Annotated in this window: 14 protein-coding genes; 2 read left to right on the top strand and 12 right to left on the bottom strand. The window is 70.3% G+C overall.

What is annotated here, in order from left to right; all coding sequences use genetic code 11:
- Positions 1 to 15: 15 nt before the first annotated feature.
- Positions 16 to 852: a substrate-binding domain-containing protein gene (locus ACQW02_RS22350; RefSeq protein ID WP_431282115.1), complete on the top strand. Its 837-nt coding sequence runs from the start codon at positions 16 to 18 to the stop codon at positions 850 to 852.
- Positions 853 to 913: 61 nt separating this feature from the next.
- On the opposite strand, the gene ACQW02_RS22345 is transcribed toward ACQW02_RS22350, so the two are convergent.
- The 4 genes from ACQW02_RS22345 to ACQW02_RS22330 form a co-directional block, all read right to left on the bottom strand.
- Entirely contained in the window at positions 914 to 1,888 is a 975-nt protein-coding gene (locus ACQW02_RS22345) for a Bug family tripartite tricarboxylate transporter substrate binding protein (RefSeq protein WP_431282114.1), read from the bottom strand.
- 29 nt (positions 1,889 to 1,917) lie between these two features.
- Positions 1,918 to 2,577, bottom strand: a complete 660-nt coding sequence (locus tag ACQW02_RS22340) for a hypothetical protein (protein WP_431282113.1) — start codon at positions 2,575 to 2,577, stop codon at positions 1,918 to 1,920.
- Positions 2,578 to 2,647: 70 nt separating this feature from the next.
- Complete coding sequence (locus ACQW02_RS22335; RefSeq protein WP_431282112.1) at positions 2,648 to 3,556, bottom strand: tyrosine recombinase XerC; 909 nt, start codon at positions 3,554 to 3,556, stop codon at positions 2,648 to 2,650.
- Complete coding sequence (locus ACQW02_RS22330; RefSeq protein ID WP_431282111.1) at positions 3,553 to 4,194, bottom strand: hypothetical protein; 642 nt, start codon at positions 4,192 to 4,194, stop codon at positions 3,553 to 3,555. The genes ACQW02_RS22335 and ACQW02_RS22330 overlap by 4 nt, the downstream gene beginning before the upstream one ends.
- Before the next feature lie 87 nt (positions 4,195 to 4,281).
- Between ACQW02_RS22330 and ACQW02_RS22325 the strand changes: the two genes are divergently transcribed.
- Entirely contained in the window at positions 4,282 to 6,393 is a 2,112-nt protein-coding gene (locus tag ACQW02_RS22325; protein ID WP_431282110.1) for a protein-disulfide reductase DsbD family protein, read from the top strand.
- A 16-nt stretch (positions 6,394 to 6,409) separates the two neighbouring features.
- Here ACQW02_RS22325 and ACQW02_RS22320 read toward each other — a convergent pair whose 3' ends face one another.
- The 8 genes from ACQW02_RS22320 to zapE form a co-directional block, all read right to left on the bottom strand.
- Positions 6,410 to 6,679 carry a hypothetical protein gene (locus ACQW02_RS22320; protein WP_431282109.1) on the bottom strand — a complete coding sequence of 90 codons (270 nt, stop codon included), beginning with the start codon at positions 6,677 to 6,679 and terminating at the stop codon, positions 6,410 to 6,412.
- A 92-nt stretch (positions 6,680 to 6,771) separates the two neighbouring features.
- Positions 6,772 to 8,013 (bottom strand): 2-oxoglutarate dehydrogenase complex dihydrolipoyllysine-residue succinyltransferase, encoded by a 1,242-nt coding sequence (gene odhB, locus ACQW02_RS22315; RefSeq protein WP_431285958.1) that lies wholly within the window; start codon positions 8,011 to 8,013, stop codon positions 6,772 to 6,774.
- A gap of 50 nt (positions 8,014 to 8,063) precedes the next feature.
- Complete coding sequence (locus ACQW02_RS22310; RefSeq protein ID WP_431282108.1) at positions 8,064 to 10,952, bottom strand: 2-oxoglutarate dehydrogenase E1 component; 2,889 nt, start codon at positions 10,950 to 10,952, stop codon at positions 8,064 to 8,066.
- Between the two features lie 171 nt (positions 10,953 to 11,123).
- A complete protein-coding gene (sucD, locus tag ACQW02_RS22305; RefSeq protein WP_431282107.1) occupies positions 11,124 to 12,014 on the bottom strand; it encodes a succinate--CoA ligase subunit alpha in 891 nt (296 codons plus the stop codon).
- Between the two features lie 3 nt (positions 12,015 to 12,017).
- Positions 12,018 to 13,214: an ADP-forming succinate--CoA ligase subunit beta gene (sucC, locus tag ACQW02_RS22300; RefSeq protein WP_431282106.1), complete on the bottom strand. Its 1,197-nt coding sequence runs from the start codon at positions 13,212 to 13,214 to the stop codon at positions 12,018 to 12,020.
- A 51-nt stretch (positions 13,215 to 13,265) separates the two neighbouring features.
- Positions 13,266 to 14,219 carry a malate dehydrogenase gene (gene mdh, locus ACQW02_RS22295; protein WP_431282105.1) on the bottom strand — a complete coding sequence of 318 codons (954 nt, stop codon included), beginning with the start codon at positions 14,217 to 14,219 and terminating at the stop codon, positions 13,266 to 13,268.
- A gap of 142 nt (positions 14,220 to 14,361) precedes the next feature.
- Positions 14,362 to 14,835 carry a hypothetical protein gene (locus ACQW02_RS22290; RefSeq protein WP_431282104.1) on the bottom strand — a complete coding sequence of 158 codons (474 nt, stop codon included), beginning with the start codon at positions 14,833 to 14,835 and terminating at the stop codon, positions 14,362 to 14,364.
- Between the two features lie 23 nt (positions 14,836 to 14,858).
- Positions 14,859 to 15,980 (bottom strand): cell division protein ZapE, encoded by a 1,122-nt coding sequence (gene zapE / locus ACQW02_RS22285; protein ID WP_431282103.1) that lies wholly within the window; start codon positions 15,978 to 15,980, stop codon positions 14,859 to 14,861.
- Positions 15,981 to 16,372: the final 392 nt, after the last annotated feature.

Here is a 16,372-nt window from a genome sequence, read left to right as displayed (position 1 = left end):
AAAGGGGGAAAATCCATGATCCGCTGTCTTCGCCGCGCCGTGTTCCTTGCCGCCCTTGTTGGCCTCGCGCAGCCGGCGCTGGCCCAGGACCGCACGATCATCGTCGCCTCCACCACCAGCACCGAGCAATCGGGGCTGTTCGGCCATATCCTGCCGGCCTTCACGCAGGCCACCGGCGTCACCGTGCGCGTCGTCGCCCTGGGCACCGGCCAGGCGCTGGATGTCGGCCGGCGCGGCGATGCCGATGTCGTCTTCGTGCATGACCGCGCCGCCGAGGACCGCTTCGTCGCCGATGGGTTTGGCGGCCCGCGCCAGCACGTGATGTTCAATGATTTCGTGCTGGTCGGCCCGGCCGCCGACCCGGCCGGTGTCAACGGCCTGCGCGACACGCCGGAGGCGCTGCGCCGCATCGCCGCCGCGCGGGCGCCCTTCGTCTCCCGCGGGGACCGGTCCGGCACGCATGCCGCCGAACTGCGCCTGTGGCAGCAGGCCGGGGTCGACCTGGCTACCGGGCGCGGTAGTTGGTACCGCGAGGTCGGGCAGGGCATGGGACCGGCGCTGAATACCGCCGCCGCGCAGAACGCCTATGTCCTGGCCGACCGCGGCACCTGGCTGGCGTTTCGCAATCGGCAGGATTTGCGGATCGTGGTCGAAGGCGATGCCCGGCTGTTCAACCAATATGGCGTGATGCTGGTGAACCCGCAGCGGCACCCGCATGTGAAGGTCGCGGATGGGCAGCGCTTCATCGACTGGCTTGTGTCGGCGGAGGGCCAGGCGGCGATCGCCGGCTACAAGATCAACGGCGAGCAACTGTTCTTCCCGAACGCGACGCAGCCTGAGCCGGTGTCTTAGCGTCGAGCGCGGATCAATCCGTCGCGCCGGCGGCGCGTCGGTCCATCGCGCCGGCGGCGCGTCAGTCCATCGTCGCGCCGCTCTGCCGCACCACATCGGCCCAGGCGGCGACCTCCGCCCGGACAAAGGCCTGGGCATCGTCCAGGAACACGCGCCCGGGCTGCGTCGCTGTATCGGCAAAACGGCGCTGGATATTCGGCGCGGCCTGGGCGGCGCGCACCGCTTCGGCCAGGCGTTCCAGCACCGGGCGCGGCGTGCGGGCGGGGGCGGCCAGCCCGGCCCAGCCATCGGCGTTCAACTGCGGCATGCCCAGTTCGGCAAAGGTCGGCACATCGGGGAAATCGGCGATCCGCGCCGGGGATGAAAACGCCAGCGCCCGCACAGCATTGACGCGCATATTGGCGCTGGCCGCGGTCAGGCTGTCGATCATGCTGGGCACCACCCCGGCGATCACATCCGTCGCCGCCTGCGACCCGCCGCGATAGGGGATATGGGTCAGGTTGATCCCCGCGGCCTGCGCCAGCCGCAAGCCCAGCAGGTGCGGCACGCTGCCGACGCCGCTGGTGGCGAATTCCAGCCCCTGTGGGCGACGCTTCGCCTCGGCGACGTAGTCGGCCAGGGTCTGGGCGGGAAAGCGCGGGTTGACCACCAGCAGGTAGGGCGTGCCGAGCAGCATCGCCACATGCGAAAAATCCCGGTCGGCATCCCAGGTGATGCGTTCACGGTACAGCGTATTGCCGACCGCCATGCCGGAAATGGTCGACAGCAGCAGCGTGTAGCCATCCGGCGCCGCCTGCGCGACCAGCCCCGTGCCGAGCGTCGCCCCAGCACCGGGCCGGTTGTCCACCACGATGGTCTGGCCCAGGAACCGCCCCATCTCATCGGCCATCAGCCGGCCGATGATGTCGGTCGTGCCGCCGGTGGCGAAGGGGATGACCAGCCGGATCGGCCGGGCGGGCCAGGCAGCCTGGCCGAGGGCGGGCGCTGCGAGGAGGGCGGTGCCGGTGGCGGCAAGCAGGCTGCGGCGGGCGATCATGGGGCGGGCTCCGGGAAGGTGGGGTCGGTTCAGCCGGGCCGTGCGCTGCCCGTGGCGGCCCGCAGCGCGTCGCGGGTGTCGTGCAGCAGGTCGTCCAGGCAATCCATCGGCATCGTCCCAACCGGGCGTTCGCAGGCATCGCGGCGCGCCAGGTAGCCCGTGCGGATGGCGCTGGGCGGTGGCGTGCCGCGCAGGCCGGCGGCCTGGGTGGCCAGGCGCGCGATCTCCTGGTCCAGAGCCAGCAGGTTGGGATTGGCGCAGATCGTGCGTTCGGCCCAGCCGCCGGGGGTGGCGCATCCGCCGCGCGCGGGGGCTGCCTGGGCGGCTGGTGGCACGGCACCAGCCTCAAGCACCCCGGCCCGGGCGGTCATCACCCGGCTGAGGCAGGCCTGCGGGGTTTCCCGCCCGGCCGGCTTGTTGCAGCCGCCGCGCTCCCGCAGCCAGGTGCGTTGTTCCGCCGCAAGCGCATCGCGCCGTGCCGGATTGGCATCGCGGGCGGCGGCGAAGGCGGCGGCGATGCGGCGATCCAGCGCCGCGAGCGTGTTGTCGCCGCAGATCGCCTGCTCATCCCAGGCGCGGGCGCGCTGGCAGTCGAAGGAGGGTGGCTCCGGCTTGCCGGCCGGTTGCTGGGCCAGGGCCGCCGGGCCGAGCGTCGCCAGCAGGAATAAGCCCAGACCAAGCAACCGCATCCCAAGGCTCCCTCCGCCGGAAGCTTGAGCGCAGCACCCGGCGGCGCCCCGCGCAAGGGCTGCTGTGGGGTCAGGTGCGTGGATGGGCGCCGCGCCAGGCGGAGAGCAATTGTTCCGTATCGACCGCCGTGTAGCGCTGGGTGGTGGACAGGCTGGCATGCCCGAGCAGTTCCTGGATCGACCGCAGGTCGGCGCCGCCCGCCAGCAGGTGCGTCGCGAAGGAATGCCGCATCGCATGCGGCGTCGCATGTTCCGGCAGCCCCAGGGCCCGCCGCCCGTCGCGCATCGCTTTCTGGGCCACGGCCGGGTCCAGCCGGCCACCGCGCGCGCCGATGAACAGGGGCGCGTCGGGCGTGCCGCCGTGCACCGCCAGCCAATCGGCCAGGGCATCTCGCACCGCGGGCAGCACCGGCACCAGCCGTTCCTTGTTGCCCTTGCCGCGCACGCGCAGGGCGACGTCGGCGCCGGCCGGCGGGGCGTCGCGGACATCCAGGGCCAGGGCCTCGGCGATGCGCAGCCCGCAGCCGTAAAGCAGGGTGAACAGCGCCCGGTCGCGCAGGGCCAGCCGCGCATTGGCCTGGGTGATATCGGTATGGTCGGGCAGCGCCTTGGCATCGCCGACCGTCAGTGCGCGCGGCACCGGCGGGTTGGGGCGGGGGCCGGTGATGCCGACCAGCGCCTTGGGGGTGACAGAGTAGGTCCGGGCGACCCAGCGCAGGAACGACCGCACCGCCGCCAATTGCCGGGCCCGCGTCGCCCGCCCGGCCCCCGCCGCCGCGCGAAACGCGAGGAAGGCGCGCAGGTCGGCCGGGCGCAGGGCGGCCAGTGCGGCCAGGTCCGGTTCCGCCCCCAGATGCCCGGTCAGGAAGCCCAGGAGGTCGGAGAGGTCACGGCCATAAGCCTCGACACTATGCGGGCTGGCGCGCCGTTCCTCGGCGAACCAGGACAGGAAGGCGCGGGTCAGTGCCAGCCCCGTCATCGCCCCAGCACCGCCGTCAGCGCCGCCGCCAGGAACAGCAGGGATGCGGTGCCGCCGCGCATCGGCAGGGTGCCCGGCGACCGCGCGCCAAGCACCAGCAGCCCGGGCACCGGCAGCGCCAGGCGCAACAGCGCCTCCCGCACCACCAGGGGGGCGGCTTCGCCATGCAGGGCGGCGGCGGCCGGGGCCGTGTCGCGCAGCACCAGGTCGCGCCCCGGCGACAGCAGGCCGGCGATGGTGCCCGGCGGCAGGGGGCGCGGGTGGGCAGGCGCCTCGGTCTGGACCGAACAGGCGGCAAGGCCCAGCAGGCGCGGCCAGTCCTCGGCCACGGTCGCGTATGGGTCGGGCTCGTCGATCAGCGCCAGCACGGCGGCGTGTACCCGTTCGCCCAGCGCCTGGACCCTGGCCCGCCCGGCGGCCGCGGCCTGCCCACCGGCACGGGCGGCGGCCAGCATGGCTGCCATGTGGTCGGCAAGCCTGTCGCCATGGACGCGTTGGGGTGGCTCCAGGGCGTCGTAGAGCCCGGGCCGCTCGGCCAGGAAACGCGGGTGCGCGGTCAGGTAGGCGGCCACGTCCTCGGCAAAGGGCTCTGCGTCGGCGGCGCGATTCGGCGGGGTGGCGACCGGGGGGTGGCTCATGCGGGATCATGTTGGCGGCGCGGGCGCCTGGCCGCAACGCTGATTGGGGGGTTGATCCGCGGCCGCAGGCGACCGTTCTATCGGTGCATGCGGTTCGGTCTCCCTCTCCTGGCGGGTTTTGGCGCGGTTTTGCTGGCCGGTTCGGCGGCGGCGCAGCCGGCGTTGTCCCGGCCGGCGGTCGTCGGGCGGTCGATGCCCGTGACGCAGGTTTATGAAAGCACGCCGGTCGTCTCCCCCCGCGCCGAGGTGGTTCTGGTGTCGGAGGCCGCGTCGGTCGCCCCCGGCGTGCCCTTCCGCATCGGGCTGCGCCAGCGCCTGGCGCCGGGCTGGCATACCTATTGGCGCAACCCGGGCGATGCCGGGCAGGCGACGGAGATCGCGCTGGACCTGCCGGAGGGCGGGGCCGCCGGGCCGATCGAATGGCCGTCACCCAGCCGCTTCGCCTTCGGCCCGCTGGTGAATTTCGGCTATGCGACCGAGGTCTTGCTGCCGCTGACCGTGACGCCGCCCGCGACGCTGGCCCCCGGCGGGGTGTTTTCCCTCCAGGCCGAGGCCAGTTGGCTGGTCTGCGCCGACGTCTGCATCCCAGAGGAAGGGCGGTTTTCGATCAGCCTGCCCGTCGCGGCCGTAGCCGAACCCAGCCCGGCCGCCGCGGCCTTCGTGACGGCCGAGGCCGCCACCCCGCGCCCCAGCCCCTGGGCAGTGACCGCCGGCTTCGACGGCCCGCGCGGCAGCGTGACCCTGTCCGGCCCGGGCCTGGCCCCCGGCACGGTGCGGGAGGCGTTTTTCTTCCCCGACGAGCCGGGGCTGATCGACAACGCGGCGCCGCAACCCATGCGGCTGCGCGACGGCGCCCTGACCCTGGGGCTGCGGCGGGACGCCAGCGCCGCGACGGCGTCCTTGTCGGGCGTGGTCGCGATGACCGACGCCGCCGGGGTCCGCAGCGCCTATCTGGTCGCGACCCCCATGGGCGCGCCGGAGCCCGAGGTCCCCAGCCTGCCGCTGTGGCAGGCTTTGCTGCTGGCGATGGCCGGCGGCCTGCTGCTGAACCTGATGCCTTGCGTCTTTCCCGTCCTGGCGATGAAGGCCATGGCGATCGCCCGCATGGGCGGTGCCGCGCGCGGCGCGGTCCGGGCCGAGGCGCTGTCCTATACCGCCGGGGTCCTGGTCGCCTTTGCCGTGCTGGGCGGCGCCATGCTGGCGTTCCGGGCGGCGGGCGGCCTGGCGGGCTGGGGGTTCCAGTTCCAGTCGCCCGTGTTCGTCGCCGTCATGGCCTGGCTGATGCTGGGGGTGGGGCTGAACCTGTCGGGCGTCTTTGCCGTGGGCGGGCCGGTGGGTGCGGGATCGGCGCTGGCCGCGCGCGGCGGGCACGCGGGGTCCTTCATGACCGGGGCGCTGGCGGTACTGGTGGCGACCCCCTGCACCGCGCCCTTCATGGCGGCGGCCGTGGGGGCGGCGTTCGCCTTGCCGGCGGCCGGGACGATGGCGGTCTTTTTGGCGCTGGGGCTGGGGCTGGCGGCGCCTTATGCGGCGCTGGCCGTCTGGCCCGGCTTGGCGCGGGGCCTGCCGCGGCCGGGCGCCTGGATGGAGCGGCTGCGCCAGGCCCTGGCCTTTCCGATGTATGCGGCGGCCGCCTGGCTGGTCTGGGTGCTGGCGCAGCAAAGCGGGCCGGATGGCGTGCTGATGGTGCTTGGTGGCGGCTTGCTGCTGGGGTTTGGCGCCTGGGCGCTGGGGGCGGCACAGGCCGCGACCGGCCGGGGGCGCCGGCTGGGCCAGGCCGTGGCGCTGGCGTCGGTGATCGGCGCCCTGGCGCTGCTGCCGCCGCTGCGTGTCGCATCCCCCGCCGTGGCCGTGACGCCCACGGGCGTCGAGACATGGTCCGCCGCGCGAATCGCCGCACTACGGGCCGAGGGCCGGCCGGCGCTGGTGAACATGACGGCGGCCTGGTGCATCACCTGCAAGGTCAATGACCGGCTGGCGCTGGAAACCGAGGCCACCCGCGCCCTGCTGCTGGCCGGAGGCATAGCGTATCTGAAGGGGGATTGGACGCGCGGCGATCCGGCCATCACGGCGCTGCTGCGCGAACATGGGCGGGAAGGCGTGCCGCTGTATCTGTTCTACCCCGCCGGTGGCGGGGCGCCGATGCTGTTGCCGCAGGTGCTGACCGAAGGGATCCTGCGCCGGGCGATCGGGGCCTGACGGCCCCGATGCCTGCTTAGAAGGTCACGCGCGGCCCGCGGCGGCGCGGGTTCAGCGCCGGATCGGTCAGGGCGCGCCGGTCGTCGCGTTCGCGCGGCGGCGGGGCGCTGGCGATATCGACTTCAAGTTCCTTGATCCGCAGCTTGATGGCGTCACGCGTGACCGCCGAGGCATGCGATTTCATGGTCGCGAGGGTTTCGCGCAGTTCGGCCACCAGGCGGCGCTTTTCCTCAAGCGTGCGGCGGATCGGACGGGCGTCGGAAAACTGGCTTTCGTGGGATCGCATCGCTGCCTCCTCATCTCAGGGCGGCCAGGGATAGGGCCGCAGAGGCGGAGGCTAGCACCCCCCGCGCGATTCGTCGCGGGGGGGCCGCAAACTCAGACCTCCAGCACGAGGCGCCGGGGGTCTTCCACATTCTCCTTGACCCGCACCAGGAAGGAGACGGCTTCCTTCCCGTCCACGATCCGGTGGTCGTAGGACAGGGCGATGTACATCATCGGCCGGATCACGACCTGGCCGTTCACCGCCATGGGGCGTTCCTGGATCTTGTGCATGCCCAGGATGCCCGACTGCGGCGGGTTCAGGATCGGCGTGGACATCAGGCTGCCGTAGATGCCGCCATTGGTGATGGTGAAGGATCCGCCGGTCAGGTCGGCCATCGCCAATTGCCCATCGCGGGCGCGGCGGCCGAAGTCGGCGATACCCTTCTCGATGCCGGAGAAGGACAGGCTATCGGCGTGCTTGAGCACGGGGACGACCAGCCCGTTCGGGCCGCCGACGGCGATGCCCATGTTCACGAAGTTCTTGTAGACGACCTCATCGCCGTCGATCTCGGCGTTCACCGCCGGGAATTCCTTCAGCGCGGCGACGCAGGCCTTCACGAAGATCGACATGAAGCCGAGCTTGATGCCGTGGCGCTTTTCGAAGGCGTCCTTGTATTCGGTGCGCAGCGCCATCGCCGCCGACATGTCCACCTCGTTGAAGGTGGTCAGCATCGCGGCGGTGTTCTGGGCTTCCTTCAGGCGGCGCGCGATGGTCAGGCGCAGCCGGGTCATTTTTACGCGCTCCTCGCCGGCATCCAGGGCGCGGGGCGCCTTGGCTGGGGCCGGGGCGGCGGCGGGCGCGGGGCCACGCGCCAGCATCGCCAGCACATCGCCCTTGGTGACCCGGCCATCCTTGCCGCTGCCGTCGCCGACCTGGGCGGGGGCAAGCTTGTTGTCGGCCATCAGCTTGGCGGCGGCGGGCATCGGCGCGTGGTCGCCGCCGGGGCGGGGCACGGGGCCGGCATGGGTATGCGGCGGCTCCACCGCCGGCGCCGCCTTGGGGGCGGAGGCGGGGACCGGTTCCGGCGCATGCGGCACGGCGCGTGCGGGGGCGCCGGCGCCGGCCTGGATGGTGCCGAGCAGGGCGCCCGGCTCGACCTCGGCGCCCTCGGCGGCGCTGATCGCTTCCAGCACGCCGGCGGCGGGGGCGTTGACCTCGACCGTGACCTTGTCGGTTTCCAGTTCCACCAGCGGTTCATCGGCCGCGACGGTGTCGCCCACGGCCTTCATCCAACGCGCGATGGTGGCGGTGGAGACGCTTTCGCCCAGGGTCGGGACAAGGATGTCGGTCATCAGCGATGGTCTTCCGTTCTGTCTATCAGCCGCGGCCGAGCCGCTTGTGTCGTTTAGGCGAGGCGGAGCGCGCTGCGAACCAGCGCGTCCTGTTGTGCCGCATGGACGCGCGCCAGCCCCGTCGCCGGGGAGGCCGCGGCCTCGCGGCCGACGTAGCGCGGGCGACGGCCCTTGATGTCGATGCCGAGCAGCACCTTTTCGATCCGCCGGTCCACGAACTGCCAGGCGCCCATGTTCTCAGGCTCCTCCTGACACCACACGACCTCGGCGTTCACGTAAGGCAGCAGCGCGTCCCGCAACCCGCGGTCGGGGAAGGGGTGCATCTGTTCCAGGCGGACGATGGCGACGTCCTTGACGCCCTGTTCCTGTCGCGCGGCCAGCAGGTCGTAGTAGATCTTGCCGGTGCAGATCACGACGCGCGTGACCTCCTCGGCCGGCGCGATCTCCTCCATCTCCGGATAGACGTATTTGAAGCCGCTGCCGGGGCCGAAGGCGGAGAGCGGGGAGACCGCCATCTTGTGCCGCAGCAGGGATTTCGGCGTCATCACGATCAACGGCTTGCGGTAATTCGCCTTCAACTGGCGGCGCAGCGCGTGGAAGTAATTGGCCGGGGTGGTGAAGTTGCAGACGCGCATGTTCCGCTCGGCGCAAAGCTGCAGGTAGCGTTCCGGCCGGGCGGAGGAGTGTTCCGGCCCCTGGCCTTCATGCCCATGCGGCAGCAGCATCACGAGGCCCGACATGCGCAGCCACTTCGTCTCGCCCGAGGCGATGAACTGGTCGATGATGACTTGCGCGCCATTGGCGAAGTCGCCGAACTGCGCTTCCCACAGCACCAGCGTATGCGGATCGGCCAGCGAATAGCCGTAGTCGAAGCCGAGCACGCCCATTTCCGACAGCAGCGAGTTGAAGGCATCGATGCGCGGCTGGCCGGCGCGGATGTTGTTCAGCGGGACGTATTCCGCCTGGTTGGTCTGGTCGATCAGCACCGCGTGGCGATGGCTGAAGGTGCCGCGCTGCACATCCTCACCCGACAGGCGGACGCGGTGGCCCTCCAGCAGCAGGCTGCCGAAGGCGAGCGCCTCGCCGGTCGCCCAGTCGATGCCCTCGCCGGTTTCGATGGCGGTCTTCTTGGCTTCAAGCTGGCGGACGATCTTTGGGTTGGCCTTGAAGTCGGCCGGAACGCGGGCGAGCGCCAGGCCGATTTCCCGCAGCACCTCGGGCTCGACGGCGGTCGCGTGCAGGGTTTCGACCTGCTCGTCGCTATTGCCGGCGGCCTTCAGCCCCGACCAATGGCCTTCCAGCCAGTCGGCCTTGTTCGGCTTGAAGGAGGTGGAGGCCTGGTAGGCGTCCTCCATCGTGGCGTTGAAGGCGTCCAGGATGGCGCGGCTCTCGGCGGCCGGGACGGCGCCGCTGGCGGCCAGGGCCTCGGCATACTTCACCCGCAGGGTCTTGGTTTCGCGGATGCGGGCATACATGGCCGGCTGGGTGAAAGCGGGCTCGTCGCTCTCATTATGGCCATGGCGGCGGTAGCAGACGATATCCAGCACGATATCGGCGCCGAACTGCATCCGGTATTCGGCGCAGAGGCGCGCGCAGAAGACCACCGCCTCCGGATCGTCGCCATTCACGTGCAGGATCGGCGCCTGGATGCTCTTGGCGACGTCGGTGCAGTAGAGGCCGGAATAGGCATGCGCCGGGACCGTGGTGAAGCCGATCTGGTTGTTCACGACCAGGTGCACGGTGCCGCCTGTGCGGTAACCGATGAGCTGGCTCATCGCCAGCGTTTCATAGACCAGCCCCTGGCCAGCGAAGGCGGCATCGCCATGCAGCAGGATGGCCATGGTGCCGCGGCGGGTCTTGGTGTCGCCGGCCATGTCCTGGCGCGCGCGGACCTTGCCGATCACGACGGGATCGACGGCTTCCAGGTGCGACGGGTTCGGCTGCAACGACAGGTGCACCATGCGCCCGCCGATCTCCACATCGGTGGAGGTGCCGAGGTGGTACTTCACGTCGCCCGAGCCCTGCACGTCGTCAGGATTGGCCGGGTTGCCCTTGAATTCGCTGAAAACCTGGGTGAAGGGCTTCTTCACCACATTGACCAGCGTGTTCAGGCGGCCGCGATGCGGCATGCCGATGGCGATTTCATTGACGCCGGCGGCGGCCGCGACCTCGATCACCGTCTGGATGGCGGGGATGGTGGCTTCGGCGCCTTCCAGCCCGAACCGCTTGGTGCCGACGTATTTGCGCGCGCAGAAGGCCTCGAAGCCCTCGGCTTCGGTGATCTGGGTCAGGATCTTGCGGCGGGCGTCGGTGTCGAAGGCGGTGAGCCAGGGCGCGTTTTCAATGCGGGTCTGGATCCAGAACTTCTGTTCCGGATCCTGGATGTGCATGAATTCGACGCCGATCGCGCCGCAGTAGGACGCGCGGCAGATCGCCACGATTTCCCGTAGGGTGGCGCTTTCGCGGCCGAGCACGCGGTCGATGAAGATCGGCCGGTCAAGATCGGCGTCGGTGAAGCCGTAGGTCTTCGGGTCGAGTTCGGAGTGCTTCTTCAACTCGGTCAGGCCGAGCGGATCCAGGCTGGCTTCCAGATGGCCGCGCACGCGATAGGCGCGGATCAGCATCAGCGCGCGAAGGGAATCCAGCACGGCGGCACGGGCGGCGGCGGGATCCGCCGGCTTGGCGGCGGCGGGGGCCGCGCCCTTCTTCGGCGCGGGGGCTGCCTCGGGCTCCGGCCCGAAGCCGCCGCGGGTGCGTGGCGCCCAGGAGGCACCCATCGCATCGGTCAGCACCGCGCGCGCTTCGTCGTTCAGGGCCGCGAAGAGCTCCGCCATCGAGGCATCGACGCTGTCGGGCTTTTCCACCCAACGCGCGTAGGTGTCCGCGAGGTAGGCGGCATTCGCGCCGGTCATGGCCGTTACAAGAACATCCACGCCTGCCATGGTCTTCTCTCCGTGCCCGCCCGTCGGGGCGGGTCTGCTGGTCACCCTATGGCCCAGGGGTTCTTAAGCACCTGTAGCCGCCCATGGCCGTTGGGCCATGGGATTTACCGTTCTGGGCCGTTCGGCCCTGGCAATGTTTGTTCGCGGCGGTTCTGCCGCGCAACGCTCGATTCAGCCGCGCATCGCCTTGATCATCGTCGAACCCAGCGCAGCCGGGCTGTCGGCGACATGGATCCCAGCCTCCCGCATCGCCGCGATCTTGGCCTCGGCGGTGTCCTTGCCGCCGGAGATGACCGCGCCCGCATGGCCCATCCGCCGCCCCGGGGGGGCGGTGACGCCGGCGATGAAGCCGACCACGGGCAGGTTGCGCTTGCCGGGCCCGAAGTTGTTTTCCTTCAGGAAGTTGGCCCCGTTCACTTCCGACTCGCCGCCGATCTCGCCGATCATGATCAGCGCTTCGGTTTCCGGGTCGGCCAGGAAGAGTTCCAGCACGTCGATGAAATCGGTCCCCTTCACCGGGTCGCCGCCGATGCCGACGCAGGTGGACTGGCCGAGGCCGGCCGCCGTGGTCTGCGCCACGGCCTCATACGTAAGCGTGCCGGAGCGGGAGACAATGCCGACCTTGCCGCGACGATGGATGTGGCCGGGCATGATACCGATCTTGCAGGCGTCGGGGGTGATGATGCCCGGGCAGTTCGGCCCGATCAGGCGGGAGTTGCTGCCGGACAGCGCGCGCTTGACCCGCACCATGTCCAGCACCGGGATGCCTTCGGTGATGCAGATGATCAGCGGCATCTCGGCGTCGATCGCCTCGAGGATCGCATCGGCGGCGAACGGCGGCGGCACGTAGATGACGGAGGCATTCGCAGCGGTCGCGCCAATGCACTCGGCCACGGTGTCGAACACCGGCAGGCCGATGTGGGTGGTGCCGCCCTTACCGGGGGTCACGCCGCCGACATAGGTGCTGCCGTAGGCGATGCCCTGTTCGGCATGGAAGGTCCCCTGGGCGCCGGTAAAGCCCTGGGTCATCACGCGGGTGTTCTCGTTGACGAGGATCGCCATGGCTCAGGCCACCTTCTTCACGGCGGCAACGACCTTCTGGGCCGCATCCGCAAGGTTATCGGCCGGGATGATGGCCAGGCCGCTCTCGGCCAGGATCTTCTTGCCCAGGTCCACGTTGGTGCCCTCAAGGCGCACGACCAAGGGAACCTTCAGTCCCAGGGTCTTGGTCGCCTCGACCACGCCGTTCGCGATCATGTCGCACTTGGCGATGCCACCAAAAATATTGACCAGGATGGCCTTCACATTGACGTCGGAGGTGATGATCCGGAACGCCTCGGTCACCCGCGCCGCCGTGGCCGTGCCGCCGACGTCGAGGAAGTTGGCCGGGGACGAGCCATAGAGCTTGATGATGTCCATGGTCGCCATGGCCAGGCCCGCGCCATTCACCATGCAGCCGATCTCACCATCGAGGGCCACGTAGTTCAGGTCGTTCTTGACCGCGTCGAGTTCCTTGGGGTCCATCTCGGTATCGTCGCGCAGGGCTTCGATGTCCTTGTGGCGGAACAGCGCGCTGTCGTCGAAGGACACCTTGGCGTCCAGCGCCACGATCTCACCAGCGCCGGTCACGACCAGCGGGTTCACTTCCACGATCGCGCAATCCAGGTCGACGAAGGCCTTGTAGAAGGCGGCGACGAACTTGCTGAAAGCGCCGACCTGCTTGCCCTTCAGGCCAAGCCCGAAGGCCAGCTTGCGGGCGTTGAAGTCGGAAAACCCGGCCGCCGGGTCGATGGCGGTGCGCAGGATCTTCTCCGGCTGGTGCTCGGCGACCTCCTCGATCTCCATCCCGCCTTCGGTCGAGGCCATGATGGTGATGCGCGAGGTCTCGCGGTCGATCAGCAGCGAGATGTAGAGTTCACGGGCGATGTCGCAGCCGGCTTCGATATACAGCCGGTTGACCTGCTTGCCCTCGGGGCCGGTCTGCTTGGTGACCAGGACATTCCCGATCATCGCGGTGGCGGCTTCCTTGACGGCCTCGACCGACTTCACGACGCGGACGCCGCCCTTGCCGTTGGGGTCATTGGAGAAACGCCCGGCACCGCGGCCGCCGGCGTGGATCTGGCTTTTGACCACGTAGACGGGGCCGGGAAGCTTCTGGGCGGCGGCTTCCGCTTCCTCTGGGGTGAAGGCGACGTAGCCGTCCAACACCGTCACGCCGTAGCGCTTCAGGAGTTCCTTGCCCTGGTATTCATGGATGTTCATCGGCAGAAGTCCCCAGATATGAGAAGGGGCGGCCGAAGCCGCCCCAGTGGCTCAGCCGACCAGCTTGCGGCTGGCTTCGAGCAATTCGCGGACGGCGTCGCAGGACTTGTCGAAGGCGGCCTTTTCCTCGGCGTTCAATTCGATCTCGACGATCCGCTCTACGCCATTCGCGCCGATCACCACCGGCACGCCGACATACAGCCCGTCGATGCCGTACTGGCCGGTCAGCCAGGCGGCGCAAGGCAGGACGCGCTTCTTGTCCTTGAGGTAGCTTTCCGCCATCGCGATGGCCGAGGCGGCCGGGGCGTAGAAGGCGCTGCCGCGTTCCAGCAGCTTCACGATCTCACCACCGCCATTGGCGGTGCGGGCGCAGATCGCGTCGATCTTTTCCTGCGTGGACCAGCCCATCTTGACCAGGTCGGGCACCGGGATGCCGGCAACGGTCGAATACCGGGTCAGCGGCACCATCGTGTCGCCATGGCCGCCGAGCACGAAGGCGGTCACGTCTTCGACCGACACATCGAACTCATGCGCCAGGAACAGGCGGAAGCGGCTGCTGTCCAGCACGCCGGCCATGCCGACGACCTTTTCAGGGGGCAGGCCCGACTTCTGCTGGAACACCCAGACCATGGCGTCGAGCGGGTTGGTGATGACGATGACGAAGGCATCGGGGGCGTAGGTCTTCACGCCCTCGGCCACCGTGGCGATCACGCCGGCATTCTTGGCGACCAGGTCGTCGCGGCTCATGCCCGGCATGCGGGGGAAGCCGGCGGTGATGATCACCACATCGGCGCCGGCGATCGCGGAATAGTCCGAACCCCCGACCATGGCGCTGTCGAAGCCATCGACCGGGCCCGACTGCATGATGTCGAGCGCCTTGCCGGCGGCGACGCCACCGAAAACGTCGAACAGGGTGACATCACCCAGTTCCTTCAGCCCGATCAAATGGGCGAGCGTGCCGCCGATGTTGCCGGCGCCGATCAGCGCGATCTTGTTGCGAGCCATTGGGGGGGATCTTTCGCGATGCGTCAAAAGCGGGGCTGTCCTAGCGCGGGGTTCCACCACGGGCAAGGCGGCCCGCGGCATTCCCTTGCGGCAAAACGCCCGCCATGCGCCGCGCGGATCGCTGACCGGCGCGCGCGGCGGTTCAGATCGGCATGCAGCGCGTCACGTCGGAGTGCCCGCGCGCCAGGGTCGCCATCGTGCCGCTCGGGCAATCGGACTGGGTGTTGGACGCGGCGGGCAGCCCGCCCTGCCAGCCGGCGGCGCCCTGCAGGGACGCGGTGCGCGGCCCGACGCAGCGCCCACGGCTGTCGCGGCGCTGGCAGGAGGCCGCGGCACCGTTCCGCCCGCTGGTGCGGGCGGCCGCGGTGCGGTTGCGCCCCTGGGTCGTGGCCTGTGTCCGGCCGGTCGTCGCCCGGGTGCTGGCCGTCTGGCGCCGGGGCGTCTGGCGGGTGGCCGACCGGGGCGGGGTCGCCCGCGTGGCCGACCGCGCCTGGCTGTTCGGGGCCGTCGCGGCCGGGCGGCTGCCGGCCTGTTGCTGGCGGGTGGTCGTGGCATCGGCGGAGCGCAACGGCGCCAGGGCAAGCAAGGACAGGGTAAGCAGGGTCAAGAGGCGCATGACGAATCCTTTTGGATCGGTGTTCATGTGAGATGCGGCAGGGCCAGCCAGTCCTGGCTCTGCATTTCCATCAGGCGCGAGGCGGTTCGTTCGAACATCGCCGCGTTGTCGCCTGATTCATACAATTGGTCGGGCATCGCCGCGGCGCTGCCGACCAGCTTGCAACGGTGTTCGTACAGCGCGTCGATCAGCGTGATGAACCGCCGCGCCATGTCGAAATTCTCCGGCCCCAGGCGCGGCACGTCATCCAGCACCAGGGTGTGGATGTGGGTGGCCAGCGCCAGGTAGTCGGCCGGCCCGAGCGGTCGCCCGCACAGGTCGGTGAAGGACGCCCGTGCCACCCCGCGCGCGGCGGCCGGCAATTCCACCCGGCGGCCCAGGACCTCCAGCACCAGCGGCGGGGCATGGTCCTGGCCGGTCAGTTCCAGGAAGGCCGCATCCAGCGCCCGTTCGGCCCGGCCGTTCGCGGGCACATGCCAGGTCGGCATGCCGCGAATCCGGTCGCGCCGGAAGTCGCGGGCCGATTGCAGGTGCAGCACCGCGACCCGCTGCTTGATCAGGGCGATGAAGGGCAGGAAGGCATCCCGCCCGGGCTTGCCGCGAAACAGGTCGTCCGGGGCGGTGTTCGACGTCGCGACGACGACGCAGCCGCGCTGGAACAGCGCCTCGAACAGCCGGCCCAGGATCATCGCGTCCACGATGTCATGGACCTGGAACTCGTCGAAGCACAGCAGGGCCGCATCGGCGATGATCGCGTCGGCCAGGGGCGGGATCGGGTCGGAATCGCCCGGATTGGCCGTTTTCCAGGCGTGGATGCGCTTGTGCGCGTCCTGCATGAACTGGTGGAAGTGGATGCGCTGCTTGCGCGGCACCTCGGCCGTCAGGAAGAACAGGTCCATCAGCATGGATTTGCCGCGCCCGACCTCACCGACCAGGTACAGCCCCTGGGGCGCGCCGTTCGGCGCTTCGTCCACGGGCTTGCGGCGGAAGACGCGGGCCAGCCAGCCGGTGGCCTCGGGCGCGCCGGGCTGGGGATCGTAGCCGCGCAGCCGGCGCCAAAGGTCCTGCAGGGTTTCGGCGGCGAAGGCCTGGGCGGGGTCGGCGCTCAGGTCGCCGGACGCGACCAATGCGCGGTATCGCGGCAAAGGTCCCCCAGCGCCTCCCGCCTGGGGGGCGGGCGCTTGCTGGAACGGTGTCGCGGGGGACGCCGTCGCGGCAGTGGCGGCGCGGGGTTGCAAGGCCCCGGCGCCCGGCAGGGGGCCATCCATATCACGAACCGGTTACCCTGCTGACCGCCCCACCGCAACCCATCGTAACCGGGCGTGAGGCCGGGCCGCCTGGATCGGGGCGGTTTGGCTGCGATTCGGCCCGCCCGGGGCAGGGGGTGTCGGTTGCGCGCGAATCGGCGCTGCCGCCCCAGCCTTGATTCGGGATCAGCCTGGGCGGGGCAGGGCTGCGCCGATTCGGCGGTGCGACGTCCGGCAGCGTCTGGCATGCGTCATGCAGGAATTCGGTGATGGCCGCGGTCGTGGTGGTG

It is taken from the genome of Humitalea sp. 24SJ18S-53, from assembly GCF_050632385.1.
GTDB lineage: Bacteria > Pseudomonadota > Alphaproteobacteria > Acetobacterales > Acetobacteraceae > Humitalea.
The sequence above is the reverse complement of the archived record's forward strand: the minus strand, read 5'-3'. Positions and strand labels throughout refer to the sequence as shown.

Bases quoted from the DNA above. Each gene is read 5' to 3' on its own strand.
- ACQW02_RS22325 (WP_431282110.1), top strand. From the start codon at position 4,282: ATGCGGTTCGGTCTCCCTCTCCTGGCGGGTTTTGGCGCGGTTTTGCTG.
- ACQW02_RS22345 (WP_431282114.1), bottom strand. From the start codon at position 1,888: ATGATCGCCCGCCGCAGCCTGCTTGCCGCCACCGGCACCGCCCTCCTC.
- ACQW02_RS22320 (WP_431282109.1), bottom strand. From the start codon at position 6,679: ATGCGATCCCACGAAAGCCAGTTTTCCGACGCCCGTCCGATCCGCCGC.
- ACQW02_RS22340 (WP_431282113.1), bottom strand. From the start codon at position 2,577: ATGCGGTTGCTTGGTCTGGGCTTATTCCTGCTGGCGACGCTCGGCCCG.
- ACQW02_RS22335 (WP_431282112.1), bottom strand. From the start codon at position 3,556: ATGACGGGGCTGGCACTGACCCGCGCCTTCCTGTCCTGGTTCGCCGAG.
- ACQW02_RS22290 (WP_431282104.1), bottom strand. From the start codon at position 14,835: ATGCGCCTCTTGACCCTGCTTACCCTGTCCTTGCTTGCCCTGGCGCCG.
- ACQW02_RS22350 (WP_431282115.1), top strand. From the start codon at position 16: ATGATCCGCTGTCTTCGCCGCGCCGTGTTCCTTGCCGCCCTTGTTGGC.
- ACQW02_RS22310 (WP_431282108.1), bottom strand. From the start codon at position 10,952: ATGGCAGGCGTGGATGTTCTTGTAACGGCCATGACCGGCGCGAATGCC.
- sucC (WP_431282106.1), bottom strand. From the start codon at position 13,214: ATGAACATCCATGAATACCAGGGCAAGGAACTCCTGAAGCGCTACGGC.
- mdh (WP_431282105.1), bottom strand. From the start codon at position 14,219: ATGGCTCGCAACAAGATCGCGCTGATCGGCGCCGGCAACATCGGCGGC.
- sucD (WP_431282107.1), bottom strand. From the start codon at position 12,014: ATGGCGATCCTCGTCAACGAGAACACCCGCGTGATGACCCAGGGCTTT.
- ACQW02_RS22330 (WP_431282111.1), bottom strand. From the start codon at position 4,194: ATGAGCCACCCCCCGGTCGCCACCCCGCCGAATCGCGCCGCCGACGCA.